The organism is Arthrobacter sp. ISL-30 (genome assembly GCF_018613855.1).
Taxonomy (GTDB): domain Bacteria; phylum Actinomycetota; class Actinomycetes; order Actinomycetales; family Micrococcaceae; genus Arthrobacter.
On record NZ_JAGGPK010000022.1, the window covers coordinates 32,407 to 45,890 of the forward strand.

The following is a 13,484-nucleotide window of genomic DNA, read 5'->3' on the forward strand; positions in this document are numbered from 1 at the left end:
TGGAACCTTCGTCCAAGGAAACGGGAAATGCTGCGTAACGGGGGACGAACGCCTACTGAACTTTGATTTCAGCCAGGCGCAGGCCGAAGCCAAACTGTGTCTTGGGCGCGGCCAGCTTGGGCAGGCTCTTGATGGAGATGATCACGTACTGAGCGGTGACGGGTTCGTTCAGCGGCATGGTCAAGTCCGGCGAGGTGAAGCTGTTGGTGCCCACGTGCTTGGCGCCGTCCATAGCGGGGCGGTCATTCGTGAAAACGCTGATGCTTCCACCCGAGGCACCGAGTTGGCTTAGTGTGATGGAATTGACCTTCGAAGGCGCCTTCAGCTTCACGACGAGGGGAACTTCAGTAGCAAAGCCGCCCCAGTTCTGGTTGGCAAATTCCATGTCAGACCAGTAGCTCGCTGCGTTCCCATCGAATGCCTTGGGCAAGTCCTTGTCGTAGCTTTGCGCGAAATCGAAGGAGCCCAGCCTGGTGATGCCCTCGATGGCGGGCGGGCCGGCAGCGGGCGCTGTGCTCGCCGACGGGGACGGTTCGGAAGTACCGGCGTCCGAAGGGGCGGAGGTAGTAGCTTCAGTCGCGGCCGGCTGTCCGAGGAAGCTGCCCAGGTTGGTGACAGCCAGGATCAGTCCGATTACGAGAACTGCGGCAAGAATTCCACCAACAAGCCAGCGGAGCGAGCGAGGCTCGCGCTCGGGCTCGTCGTCGTAGTCCTCGTCCTCAAACTCTTCACGGTCGGGGGTGGACGGGAACCGTCCGGCATCACGCCCATTACCCGAATCCGCATACCCGAGAGCGCCAGCAGCGCCCACCGCCCGGCCACGATCCGCGGTCTGCTCCCGCTCGGCCGAGCCGGCTCCCCTGGCTGACGCTCCACCGGCGTTAACGAAGCCGTAGTCCTCTTCGGACCAGAGGGACACCTTGGGCGATTCTTCTTCGGAAGATTCGGTGCTGGTCATCGGCATGGATGCCTTGGGCGCCTGGAACGGTTGTGTCGCAGGGCTCGGCTGGACATCCTGGGGTGCGGTGGACGGAGTTGGACGTGCTCCGGACCCCGCAGTGTCTTCCTCCGACGAAGCCTTGTTCCCGGAACTCTTTACCGCGGCTGCCGCTGCGGAGGCAGCCGCACCGGCGCCGGCTGCAGCAGCTGCGAGCCTGGCGGCAATTCCCGAGCCGGGCGGGGAGGCAGGCTTCGACGGCGGCATCGGCGGAACCAGCGGCGCACGGCGGGCGGCCGGAGCGTCGTTGCGGGACGGCGTACCGTCATGATCCGACGCTGGAGCGGCTTCGGCCGGACGGGTGCTCGGGTATCGATAGGGATCGTCGTCATACGTGATGTACTGGGCGTCCTCTTCGTCGTCGTACAGTCCGTCGTAAGCCTCGGGCTCGCGGGAACGGGCCTGTCCGAAGATTTCGCTGCCCAAAGTATCGGTGAAGAAGGGCTCCACGTAGGGCGGATTCGCTGCCACTACGAGATCCAGGAGGTCCGGCGCGCTGCTGTGGTTGGTGATGAGGTACGTGGTGTTGTCGCTGACGCCGAGGTCCAGGATCTGGACGTTGCCCGGGCGCTCCCCCGTGGCCACTTCGCGGGCACTCTGCGCTACTTGTTCGGCATTTCCGGGACCGGCCACGAGAATGCTGACGGGTCGATTGAGGACCTGGTCCACGCCGTCGAGCACCAGATCCTGGTCGTGCGAGGTCAATACGGTGGCGGTTACCCTATAACGGCCGCCAAGTACTGATCCGACATCGATCGGATGGGACACGGGTTCCTCCTAGACTGTCCGGGAGTTGCAGATCCTGCACACTGGTCTTCCGTCCAGCCATTCCAGCCTGGTCTGCAAACTACCTGTATTAGCTTCTGATCCTAGCGGATTGAGCGCGGCACGCCGGGGTTGACCGGGGGATGTCACCGTTTCCGACGGGACTGGCGGTGGAAGTAGGGGTTCCTCCCGGCGGGGCCCTGATAGGTTCTCCGGCCGGGCAAGGGGATCTCCGGGCGGCCGAAACTACCCTGCGCCGTATTGGGTACTTCCTCCTGCGGAAGGTACGGTTTGCCGCCGTCGTGATTCTCCCCTCCCGCAGCGCCGACGTCGACCGCCTCCCCGTCCGCCGCGCCGCCGTCGGACTTGTCGTCCCGCGAATCCCCATGTCCGGCGGGGAGGTGCTCTTCCTTGTCGGAGTGGTGGGCGATTGGCCCCGCACGGTAGGAGGCGGCGTCGAACTCCCCGGAGATCCGCGGGATCAGGCCGGTGTCATCGGAGACGGTGGCCCGCTGTGGCTTCGGACCCTTGCCGAGCCTGCCGAGCAGGGGTCGCAGGAGGTCCTGGAGCTCGCTGACGTGGAAAAGGCGCAGCAGGAAGAAATAGGCCACCAGCATGACGGGTCCGACGACGACGATGGTCACCAAAGCTGCCAGCCGGCTGCTCCAGGCGAAGCCGTCCGCCTGGTAACTGCCCAAAAGCCAGAGCGCGAGGGCACCGGCCAGGGCCGAGCCAAGCGCCGCATAGCCCATCCGGATATAGGAATTGGCCACCCTCGGGCCATCCAGGTTTCCCAGCAGCCGGCGCAGGAACGCGGCGCTGATCACCACCGACAGGATGTTGCCGAGCGTGTACAGGATGGCGATCGTGTAGATGATCTGGCCCACCGGCAGGAACTGGATGGCGAAGGCGCCCACCACGTTCAGCAGCGCCAGCATCACCTGGATGTAGAACGGCGTCCGGGCGTCCTCGTTGGCGTAGAAGACCCTGGACATCATGAAGTTGGCGCTCATGAATGGTGTGCTCAGGGCCAGGATGGTGAGGGTCTGCGCGAGCATGACGCCGTCCTGCAGCTTGCCGCCGGAGAAGAACATTCCCAGCGGGCCGGCCAGGGCGAAGAGCGCAAGCGCCCCAAACACGGTGGCCACCGCCATAGTCCGCAAGCCATGGGAGAGGGCGTCCCGAAGCTCACCCCTGTTCCCGTCCTGCGAGGCGCGGGTCATACGGTTAAAAAGGACGGTGGCCAGGGACAGGGCGATGATCGAGTGCGGCAGCAGATACAGCTGGCTGGCCACCTCGAGGATCGCGTTGCCGGGGAGCGCCTCCGCCGCGGGATCGCCGTTCTGCTGGAGGCGGAGCCGCTCGGCGCCTGGAATAGTGGCGATCCTCATGACGTACAGGAACGCCAACTGCCCGACGGCGGCAGTCAGCAGGGTCCAGATGCTCAACCTGGCGGCGTGGCCAAGTCCGACGCCGCGCCATCCGAAGCGCGGCCGGATGCCCAGGCGCAGCTTCATCACCGGTATGAGCAGGATGGCAGTCTGGGAGACAACGCCGACGGTGGAGAACCCGGCGACGAGGAACGTCTGGAAGTCGCCCCAATTGTCCAGGGTGTGCGGATTGGTGGCGTTCGCGCCCAGGATCCAGATGAACATTCCCAGGCCGGCTATTGCCACAACATTGTTCAGGATGGGGGCCCACATTGCGGGTCCAAACGCACCATGCGCGTTTAGGACCTGCGTGAGGAGGGCATAGAGCCCGTAGAAGAAGATCTGCGGCAGGCACCAGAACGCAAAGGTTACAGCCAGGGCCTTCTGCGGGGGCGAGTAGCCCTGAGTTGTGAGGTCGATGACCAGGGGCGCAAACAGCGTCACCAGGAGTGTCAGCCCAAGCAGGACGAGCACAGCCAGCGTCAAAAGGCGGCTGATGTAGTCCGCTCCCCTGTCCGGAGCGTTGCTCGCCTTGATGATCTGCGGAACCAGGACCGCGTTGAAGACTCCACCGGCCACGAGCAGGAAGATCAGGTTGGGGAGGTTATTGGCGTTGATGAACGTGTCATTGACGGTGGAGCCCAGGCCGAGGGCCGTTCCCAGCATCCAGGTCTTGGCGAACCCAAGGAACCGGGAAACGAGCGTTCCGGCCGCCATGATGGCGCTGGAACGGGCTTCTCCGGACTGGACCGACTGGTTTGCTTTGGCTGCTGACATCGCCTCTATAGTCTCACCATGGTGCTGCCTGGAACGGTATCCGGCAGGATTAGAGGTGCTCTGGAAGGACTTCCCGTGCCAGGTCCGCGATACGGCGTTCGTTGGGGAAGGAGAGCTTGCGCGCCAAATCCTGGATGGGAACCCAGGCGGCGTCGACAGCCTCCTTGTCGGGGTCGTTTTCGATGGTCAATTCCCCGCCCGTGGCACGAAGCAGGAAATGATGCACGGTCTTGTGGACTCTGTGGCCGCTGACCGTAAACCAGTAGTCAATGCTGCCCAAGGGCGCCAGGATATTGCCTTCGATCCCCGTTTCCTCGGCGATCTCACGTACTGCAGCCTGCTCGTTGTTCTCCTTGCCCTCCGGATGGCCCTTCGGCAGGCACCATTCAAGCCGGCCACCCCTATTAAGGCGGGCGATGATCGCGACCCGGAGGTCGCCGTCGGACGTGTCAACAACAACGCCACCCGCTGAGACCTCTTCCACTGTGGGAAGGGAGGCCTGGGCCGGGTGCGGGGCAGGCGCGACATGGGCACCGATCGCCGACGGCAACGGTGCGTTTGTCCTCCTGCCGGGAGCACTCGGAATCGGGTTGGCCATGAAGTCCACTCTAACGACTCTTGTCCTGTGGTGATGACCGGAACATGGCCTTGAGGTGTACTGCGTGTGACTGCATTAATCGGCTTCACATCGTAACTACACGGTTTTGGTGTAGTTGATGCCCCGTTTTCTGCCAAGCTTAAGGAACTATGGCGCACGTATTGGACAGCTCTTCAGTCAACTTCAAGATGGATCCCGTGGTCCTGGACCTCGGTCAGCGCTTCGTTGACGCCGGATACGAGCTATCCCTGGTCGGAGGTCCTGTACGGGACCTTTTCCTTGGCCGCATCTCACCGGACCTGGACTTCACCACCGATGCAACGCCGGACCAGACGATTGCCGTGATCAAGAAGTGGGCGGATACATTCTGGGAGATCGGTCGCGCCTTCGGCACGATCGGAATGCGCAAGGCGGGCTTCCAGATCGAAATCACCACCTACCGTGCCGAAGCCTACGATCCGGAGTCGCGTAAACCCGTGGTGGCCTTCGGCACCTCGCTCATCGACGACCTCCAGCGTCGTGATTTCACCATTAATGCCATGGCTCTTCGCCTGCCTGCGCTCGAACTGATCGATCCATTCGGCGGCATTCGGGACCTCCATGCCTCCATACTCGCCACTCCGGGGGCTCCTGAAGCCTCCTTCTCCGACGATCCGCTCCGCATGATGCGCGCTGCCCGTTTTTCATCCCAGCTGGGCGTCACTGTGCGTGACGACGTGCGGCTTGCCATGACGCAGATGGCCGAGCGGATCAAGATCATCTCCGCCGAACGCGTCCGCGATGAACTCACGAAGCTTATTACCGGTGCACGGCCTCGTGTGGGCATCGACCTCGTGGTGGACACCGGGCTTGCCGAGTTCGTGCTGCCGGAAGTTTCCGCGCTCCGTCTTGAGGCTGACGAACATCACCGCCACAAGGATGTCTACCAGCACTCGCTGCAGGTCCTTGAGCAGGCGGCACAGCTGGAGACCGGCCCTGACGGCCCGGTGCCGGGGCCTGATTTCGTCTTGCGGTTTGCTGCGTTGATGCACGACGTCGGTAAGCCGGCTACGCGGCGCTTCGAACCCGGCGGGGCGGTGAGCTTCCGCCACCACGACCTGGTGGGTGCCAAGCTGACGACCAAGAGGATGAAGGCGCTCCGCTTCGACAACGACACCATCAAGGCCGTGGCCAAACTCGTTGAACTGCACATGCGCTTTTACGGCTACGGCGATGCCGGCTGGTCAGACTCGGCTGTGCGCCGGTACGTAACGGACGCCGGTCCCCTGCTGGAACGCCTGCACCGACTGACCCGGTCCGACGTCACCACTCGCAATCAACGCAAAGCGGACCGCCTGTCCTTCGCCTACGATGACCTCGAGGACCGCATCGCCGCTCTGGCTGAACAGGAGTCCCTGAACGCGATCCGTCCTGACCTGGATGGGGCGCAGATTATGGAACTTCTTGGCCTCAAGCCAGGACCTGTAGTGGGTAGGGCGTACAAGTTCCTGTTGGAGGAGCGGATGGAACACGGACCGCTGGCCCACGACGAGGCGGTCTCCAAACTTCGGGCGTGGTGGGCTGAGCAGCCGGAATCCGCAACCGCCGTCGAACTATCAAACATCGAGGAGTCCTAAGTGAACGCCCCAGCGAACACCGCCCGTCCGCAGCTCTGGATCCTGCGGCACGGTGAGACCGAATGGTCAAAGAGCGGACAGTACACGGGACTCACTGACCTACCCTTGACTGTCGAGGGCGAGCAGCAGGCTGTCGAGGCCCGCAAGGTCCTTGAGGGGATCGAGTTTGACCTGGTGCTGACTTCTCCCCTGCGCCGCGCACGGAGGACAGCCGAGCTTGCGGGATATCCGGACGCCGTTCACGAACCCCTCGCCGTGGAATGGAACTATGGCGACTATGAGGGAGTCAGTTCGGACCTCATCCGCAAGGACAACCCCGACTACCTGATCTGGACGGACGGGGTGCCCAACGGTGAGACCTTGGATGAGGTGGCGGCGCGGGCGGACAAGATTATCGCGCGTGTCCTGGAGTCGGGGATGGATAATGTGCTGATTGTGGGGCACGGGCATTTTTCCCGCGTCCTCACTGCTCGCTGGCTCGAAATGGGTCCCAAGGAGGGTCGTCGTTTCCTCCTGGGAACAGCCAAGGTATGCACGCTTGGTTGGGATAAGAGGACGCCCGCAATCGTCCGCTGGGGACTCTAATTCCCTCTTTCGAAGTTTTTTTGGCTATTTCTGCTAATTCGGTGGTCAATGCGCCAATTCATGGTGTAGCTTTATTATCAATCCCAGAGCGATACGCCGGGATAGAGAGCGCGCGTTGTCCGGTCATGTTGCGGCAGCGCCAAAGAGGAAAAGGAGGTTGGGAAAATTGATTACTTTGACTAGCGGACGGATGATGAACGTCGCCGCACTCCCGACTTCCCATGTACTCTGGCGCCAATTTAGAGTCACCGCGCATTCCTGATCATTTTTGGTCTGGTCGTGTTGACTTGCCTGTCGCTGGCACCTTGACGCATTCCTGATATTCCGGCCCGGCCCTACTGCCCGGGGAATATCAGCGGTTTGCCGACTGCCAGTGGCAACGCCAGTTCTCCGCGAAAGTATGGACTGCGACGGAAATCATCCCCATTTTGACCTGACGGCTTGGCGCCCGATCCTGACGGCTTCAGCCCGATCCTTGCTGGCATAGTGCTGACCGGGACGAGCTGAATAGGGCCGGCTGACAGTCGTGGCGGGAATAGAGCCTGTAAATGCGAACGCAATCGGATATTCGGTTTTTGCAAATACAGGCGGTCCGCCTCATTCGTAATTCGTCCCTGCCATAAATGCTCCCTGTTTTGTCCAGCTAAATATGAGGCTTTATTTGTCGTGTCCAAAATGCCAGAGGCAAACATCATGAAAGGAGGTGAAACTTGGGAAAGCCAAAAGACATCGAGATTTACAACGGAAAGCCCGTTGAAAAGGATCGCACCATCTTCAATGGACAACTGCTGGACCAGCGGCGCGAGGACGTATTTGTCGTGCTGCACATGATGACCGTTATCCGTTGACGCCAAACGCCTGATCCTGCAGCAACCTGGTCCTGCAGCAAGAAGGAGCATCCGGTGGTTCGCGTCGAGGCCTGCGTGGAGCCCACGCCACAATGCGTGGGCTCCACGTTTTTGCGGACGGTATGCTCGAAACCATGCAGGAGACAAAGCCGCACCGGCAGTCGAGGCGTGCGCGCTTTGTTGTACCCAGCCGCTGTGATGCCTTGTTGCGGAATTTTACGGAAATCGTTGGCGGGCCCTTGGGGAACCGTTCCGCTCCCGGTCTTGTATCGCCGGGCGTCTTCACTGTGGAACGCGTCCTCATCGTCCTGACGGTGATCGCGGCGCTACTTGCAGTAGTGGTCAAGAACCATTGCCGCTCCCAGGGATGGCACAACCCCGTGCAGTTCTACGCCACTTGCTATTCGGACTTTCCGGAACTGTTCCGGAACAGGGGCCTCGGCGAGGGGATCTTCCCCTTTTTTAGCCAGGAAGGCTTCTTCGAGTACCCGGTGATTATGGGGCTGATTGCGGGAGCCACTGCCTTTTTGGTGCGAGGCGAGGAAGTTGGCGACGCACGCATCCTCGGCTATTTCGACGTCAATGCCACCCTGATCGCCGCGGTCTGGATTGTCACTGTCGTCGCAACGGCCAGAATGAGCCGGGTACGCTCCTGGGACGCGGCCATGGTGGCCGTAGCACCGGGAATAATCCTGGCCGGCTTCATCAATTGGGACATGTGGGCAGTGGCCATGCTTGCGGTCGCCATGCTGTTTTTCGCCCGAAACCACCCTGGGTTGGCCGGAATTTTTATCGGCCTCGGGACGGCCACCAAGCTCTACCCCCTGCTTTTCCTGGGAGCAGTGTTCCTACTCGCCCTCCGCAGCGGAAAGATCCGTCCCTTCCTGGTCGTCTCGGGAGCCGCAGCGGTGGCTTGGCTGGCCGTGAATCTGCCGATCGCCGCAATGAATCCGGCCGGGTGGAAATATTTCTTCCAGTTCTCCGAAGACCGCCCCGCCGGTTACAGCTCAGTATGGTTCGCCTACAACCTCATCGCTGGACGGATGAACTGGGTCCAGCTTGAAGCGGGGACGATCAACTCGGCGGCCACCAACCTGTTTCTGCTCGTGTGCATACTCATCGGCATACTGGCACTCTGCTCCCCCCGGCGGCCACGGCTGGCCCAGCTGGTGTTCCTGATCGTGGCTGCCTTCATCCTGACCAACAAGGTCTATTCGCCCCAGTTCGTCATCTGGCTGGTTCCTCTCCTGGCCCTGGCCAGGCCCAACTGGCGCGATTTCCTGCTCTGGCAGGCGGCTGAGGGCCTGCATTGGGGAGCCGTGTGGATGTACCTGGGACAGGTGACAAGCGCGGGTTCGGCCCAGAACAATATCGACATGCCGTATTACGTCTTCGCGGTGATGCTGCATATGGCTTCTACGGCATATTTGATGGTGCGGGTGGCGTTCGACGTCTGGGACCCCCGGTCCGATCCCCTTCGCCGGCACGGCAGCGACGATCTACATGGCGGTCCCTTTGACGAGGCGCCGGACTGGCTGCGCCTTGATCCCGTCAACCCGTCCGCGTCCCTGCTGCCTTGGCGGGGTACCAAGGCCCTAGGCTAGGAGGCCTGCTATGCCTGACGTCGTCGTCGTTGGTTCCGGTCCGAATGGACTCGCGGCTGCCGTGACAATGGCCCGGGCAGGGCTGGAGGTACACGTCTACGAGGGAGCCGAGTCATTTGGCGGCGGACTTCGGACGAAGGAGCTGATGGAGCCTGGCCACCTTCACGACATATGCTCGGCCGTGCATCCCATGGCGCTGGCCTCCCCGTTCTTCCGGGCCTTCGAACTGGACCGACGAATGGAATTCGTGGTTCCCGAGCTTGCCTTCGCCAATCCGCTGGACAGCGGTCAGGTCGCCCTGGCCTACCGGTCCCTCGACAAGACGGTGCAGGGGCTGGGAGCAGACGGACAGGCCTACCGGAAGCTGATGGCACCCCTCGTCGAACGGCTGGATGGCCTGCTGGACGTCACCATGAATCAGTTGCTCCGGGTGCCCCGGGACCCATTGGCCGCGATGCAGCTTGCCCGCGCCACCCTGGAGCAGGGAACGCGGCTGTGGGGGCGGCGCTTCTCGGGGGAGCTGGCTCCAGCGCTCATCACCGGAACCATCGCCCACGCCGTCTCGCCCCTTCCGGCACTGACCGCAGCCGGCGCGGGACTCATGCTGACAGCGCTGGCCCACGCTAGAGGCTGGCCCATTCCTGTTGGCGGTTCCGCCTCCATCGCCCGTGCCATGGCGGTTGACCTTTTAGCGCACGGCGGCAGGATCGAAACAAGCGTTTTTGTGGACTCCCTTGACCAGGTCTTCGGTGACCGCCTGCACGGCGACGGCGTCAATGGCGCCAAGGCTGTCCTGTTGGACACAGCCCCGCAAGGACTGCTCCAGATGGGACGAGAGTGGCTTCCTTCCTCCTACCGCAGGCGGCTCGAGCGCTTCCGATATGGAAACGCGGCTTGCAAGGTGGACTACATCCTGTCCGCGCCTGTGCCATGGAAGGAGCAGGCTCTGGCGGAGGCGGCCACAGTTCACGTAGGCGGGACAAGGGCGGAGACGGCAGCGGCCGAGAACGCCGTCGCCGCCGGAAGGCATTCGGATCGGCCGTATGTTCTCGTCTCACAACCCTCGTGGTTCGACCCAAGCCGCGCACCTCAGGGGCGCCACGTTCTCTGGGCCTACTGCCATGCACCGGCCGGATCTGACAAGGATATGGCGGAGGAAGTTACCGCTCAGATAGAAAGATTTGCCCCGGGCTTCCGGGACACAATCGTCTCGAGCCACACCACGACGGCGGCGGGACTGGCCGCGTATAACCCCAACTATGTGGGGGGCGATTTTGGAGCAGGAATTATGGATGTCCGCGGCCTGCTGCAGCGGCCGGTGCTATCTCGGGTGCCGTGGCGAACTCCGCTTCGCGGGGTTTACCTGTGCTCATCATCAACCCCGCCAGGGCCCGGTGTCACTGGAATGCCTGGCCACCTCGCGGCGAAACATGCACTCAAGGACATATTCGGGCTGGAGGTCCCGGCGCTTAGCCAAAGCGCGTGAGATTCCGCTTCAAGGCAAAAGTCCAAGGATTCAATCGGGAGGGCAGCGCCTTGAACCCGGCCTGTCAGTGGCGTGAGGCATAATGTCGCGAGTGGGGATAACTCGAAAACTTGTCTGTGGTCTTGTAGCACTGTTGACGGCCAGCTCGCTGGCTGCCTGCGACGATGGCCGTGCCGCTGCCCAGGACGCCGCCAATTCACTGGCATCGTCGTTGGCAGGACTGGATGTCGGCGCGCTTCCCCTCGCGGGCAAGGAGGGGGCAGCGGCGAATGAGCAGCTTAAGAGCGTCTTCGCAGCCCTGGATTCCAAGCCGGAAGTAAGCTCCGGCGAGGTGAAGCTCGACGGCGGCTCGGCTACGGTCCCCCTCGACTACCGGTGGAAGATCGGATCGGCCGAGTGGAAGTACACCGTGCAGGCCACCTTGGAAAAGACCGATGACCAGTGGCGGACACAGTGGAGTCCTGCGCTGCTGGCGCCTGAGCTCGGTGAGCAGGAAGTGGTCCAGGTCAAGACCACCACAGCCAAGCGCGGTGAGATCCTGGGGGCGGGAGACGCGCCGATCGTGGTCGACCGGCCCGTGCTCCGCATCGGCATCGACAAGACTAAGGTCTCTGCGGAACAGGCTGCAGCCTCGGCTCGGGTCCTTGCCGGGCTGGTGGGACTGGACGTGGACACCTATGTTAAGCAGGTTGCGGACTTCGGGCCTGAGGCCTTCGTCGAAGCCATCGTCCTGCGGGCATTCACCGAGGAAATCACGGTGGCAAAACTGGGAGAGATTCCCGGGGCCATCAGTGTCGAGGACACCATGGCGCTTGCCCCCACGCGAACATTTGCCCGGCCGTTGCTGGGAAGCGTCAGCCAGGCCAGCGCTGAGCAGATCGAGCAGTCCAACGGCGCCCTCAAGGCAGGGGATTCCACAGGCCGGGGCGGCCTTCAGGAACAGTACGACACCCTGCTGCGCGGCACTGACGGGGTGCAGGTTAATGCCGTCTCCACAGAGAAACCCGCTGACGGTTCCACGCCCGTGAGCAGGGAACTGTTCAGCACGGAGGCTATCCCGGGCACTGCGCTGAAGACCACCCTCGATCCAGGGCTGCAGCAACTCGCAGAGGACACGCTGTCAAAGGTGGGCCCCGCATCCGCGCTCGTCGCCTTGCGGCCCTCCGACGGCGCAGTCCTCGCGGCGGCCTCGGGACCGGGCAGCAACGGCTATAACACCGCGATGCTGGGCCAGTACGCTCCGGGCTCTACCTTCAAGATCGTGGACTCCCTGGCCATGATCCGCAACGGCATGACCCCCGATTCCACGGTCGAATGCCCTCCTACCCTCACCGTTGACGGTAGGACATTCAAGAACGCCGAGGGTTATCCGGCCAGTTCCCTGGGAACTGTGACCCTCCGCGACGCCTTTGCACACTCCTGCAACACGGCCTTCATCAATGCCCGGAACACAGTCAGCCAGGCACAGCTGGAGTCGGCAGCAACCTCCCTGGGCATTGCCGTTGAGGCCCCCAAGCTAGGGGCGTCCGCTTTCCTTGGCTCGGTCCCGGGAACCGCCGAAGGCACCGAGCACGCAGCGTCCATGATCGGCCAGGGCAAAGTGCTGGTCTCGCCCCTGGCAGCGGCCATCATGGCCGGATCGGTTGCCAAGGGCTCCCCCGTTTCGCCCCAGCTCGTGCTTAACGCCGACGCCGGTGCGGCGGCGGCGAAGACTGTCTCGCCGTCGTCGTCCCCGTCAGTCACAGCCTCGGGAGAGCCGCCCGCGCCCACTGCGAAAGCCCCGGAAACGCCGGTGACGAAGGAGGAGGCAGCAGCCCTCGGAGAGATGATGCGCGCGGTCGTCACGTCCGGCCATGCGGGCTTCCTGGCCGACGTACCGGGCGCGCCGGTCAATGCGAAAACGGGAACTGCCGAATTTGGGAACGAGAACCCGCCCAAGACGCACGCCTGGATCGTGGCCACCCATGGAGACCTGGCCGTGGCCGTGTTCGTGGAAGACGGCGGATTCGGTGCCACCACGAGCGGTCCGCTGCTGAAGGCATTCCTGACCGCCGCCGGCTGAGCCGCGAAGCATCCCATACTCACGAACAGTGAGGGAGGGTCGGTGATTGGGCGACCGGAAGGGAGAGAGGATGACCTAGGGGATGATGCTGTCGGCGATATCTAGTCGGCGACGGGAAGAGGCCACGGTGCAGAGGGTCGTTGCGATCCCGGGGCTGATGGCCACGCCGTCGTACGAGACACACTCATGTTGCCCTCCTGCTGTATAAACTCCGTAGCCTCTAAGCGGCCACGCCGCGGATTATGATTTCTAACCAATGGCCAAGCCATTCACCCTCACCCAGTTGCGGTATTTCGCCGTAGTGGCCGAACTGGAGAACATGACGGCAGCAGCCGAAAGGCTACTGGTCACGCAGTCCGCCCTCTCCACGGCCATGGCCCAGCTCGAAGCGAGTTTGTCCACACAGTTGTTTGTCCGGCTTCTAACAAGGGGACTTCGGCTGACGCCGAGCGGCCGCCAATTTGCCCAGGACATCAAGGTCTTCCTTGAACATGCTGACTCCCTTTATGAATCAGCGCGTGGAATGGCCGCGAGCCTGGTGGGCGAATTAAAGGTGGGCGTCTTTGCTCCGCTCGCACCGTTCAGGCTGCCAGCAATTCTGCAGACCTTCGAGTCCCAACACCCCGGCGTGGAGGTCTCCTTCCTCGAAGCCGACCTGGCGAAACTGCAGACTGCGCTACTTGAGGGCCCCGCATCCCTGGCTTGGCTCCCCTTTC

Annotated in this window: 9 protein-coding genes and 1 pseudogene; 6 read left to right on the plus strand and 4 right to left on the minus strand. The window is 62.7% G+C overall.

The annotated features are described in order from the left end of the window. Window positions 1–52: 52 nt before the first annotated feature. From J7E82_RS09345 to J7E82_RS09355, 3 genes are all read right to left on the minus strand, one after another. Window positions 53–1,765 carry an ABC transporter substrate-binding protein gene (locus J7E82_RS09345; protein WP_214862337.1) on the minus strand — a complete coding sequence of 571 codons (1,713 nt, stop codon included), beginning with the start codon at window positions 1,763–1,765 and terminating at the stop codon, window positions 53–55. Window positions 1,766–1,908: 143 nt separating this feature from the next. Then, on the minus strand, window positions 1,909–3,969 hold the full coding sequence (gene murJ / locus J7E82_RS09350) for a murein biosynthesis integral membrane protein MurJ (RefSeq protein ID WP_214862338.1): 2,061 nt from the start codon (window positions 3,967–3,969) through the stop codon (window positions 1,909–1,911). Window positions 3,970–4,018: 49 nt separating this feature from the next. Next, complete coding sequence (locus J7E82_RS09355; RefSeq protein WP_214862437.1) at window positions 4,019–4,519, minus strand: NUDIX hydrolase; 501 nt, start codon at window positions 4,517–4,519, stop codon at window positions 4,019–4,021. 197 nt (window positions 4,520–4,716) lie between these two features. Here J7E82_RS09355 and J7E82_RS09360 point away from each other — a divergent pair, with 197 nt between their 5' ends. Both J7E82_RS09360 and J7E82_RS09365 read left to right on the plus strand, forming a co-directional pair. Beyond that, a complete protein-coding gene (locus tag J7E82_RS09360) occupies window positions 4,717–6,183 on the plus strand; it encodes a CCA tRNA nucleotidyltransferase (protein WP_214862339.1) in 1,467 nt (488 codons plus the stop codon). Continuing rightward, window positions 6,184–6,768, plus strand: a complete 585-nt coding sequence (locus tag J7E82_RS09365) for a histidine phosphatase family protein (protein WP_214862340.1) — start codon at window positions 6,184–6,186, stop codon at window positions 6,766–6,768. A gap of 335 nt (window positions 6,769–7,103) precedes the next feature. On the opposite strand, the gene J7E82_RS09370 is transcribed toward J7E82_RS09365, so the two are convergent. Continuing rightward, the gene (locus J7E82_RS09370) at window positions 7,104–7,595 is read right to left on the minus strand and encodes a hypothetical protein (RefSeq protein ID WP_214862341.1); all 492 of its coding nucleotides are present in this window, start codon (window positions 7,593–7,595) and stop codon (window positions 7,104–7,106) included. A gap of 155 nt (window positions 7,596–7,750) precedes the next feature. On the opposite strand from J7E82_RS09370, the gene J7E82_RS09375 reads away from it, so the two are divergent. The 4 genes and pseudogenes from J7E82_RS09375 to J7E82_RS09390 all read left to right on the plus strand — a co-directional run. Next, window positions 7,751–9,220, plus strand: a complete 1,470-nt coding sequence (locus J7E82_RS09375) for a glycosyltransferase family 87 protein (protein WP_214862342.1) — start codon at window positions 7,751–7,753, stop codon at window positions 9,218–9,220. Between the two features lie 10 nt (window positions 9,221–9,230). After that, the gene (locus J7E82_RS09380; protein WP_214862343.1) at window positions 9,231–10,706 is read left to right on the plus strand and encodes an NAD(P)/FAD-dependent oxidoreductase; all 1,476 of its coding nucleotides are present in this window, start codon (window positions 9,231–9,233) and stop codon (window positions 10,704–10,706) included. Window positions 10,707–10,797: 91 nt separating this feature from the next. Next, complete coding sequence (locus J7E82_RS09385) at window positions 10,798–12,768, plus strand: penicillin-binding transpeptidase domain-containing protein (RefSeq protein WP_308113726.1); 1,971 nt, start codon at window positions 10,798–10,800, stop codon at window positions 12,766–12,768. Between the two features lie 319 nt (window positions 12,769–13,087). Then, a pseudogene (locus J7E82_RS09390) lies at window positions 13,088–13,399 on the plus strand (LysR family transcriptional regulator); the annotation flags it as partial. Between the last annotated feature and the right edge of the window lie 85 nt (window positions 13,400–13,484).

Coding starts and splice junctions, on each gene's coding strand:
- murJ (WP_214862338.1), bottom strand. CDS start 3,969: ATGTCAGCAGCCAAAGCAAACCAGTCGGTCCAGTCCGGAGAAGCCCGT.
- J7E82_RS09360 (WP_214862339.1), top strand. CDS start 4,717: ATGGCGCACGTATTGGACAGCTCTTCAGTCAACTTCAAGATGGATCCC.
- J7E82_RS09375 (WP_214862342.1), top strand. CDS start 7,751: ATGCAGGAGACAAAGCCGCACCGGCAGTCGAGGCGTGCGCGCTTTGTT.
- J7E82_RS09380 (WP_214862343.1), top strand. CDS start 9,231: ATGCCTGACGTCGTCGTCGTTGGTTCCGGTCCGAATGGACTCGCGGCT.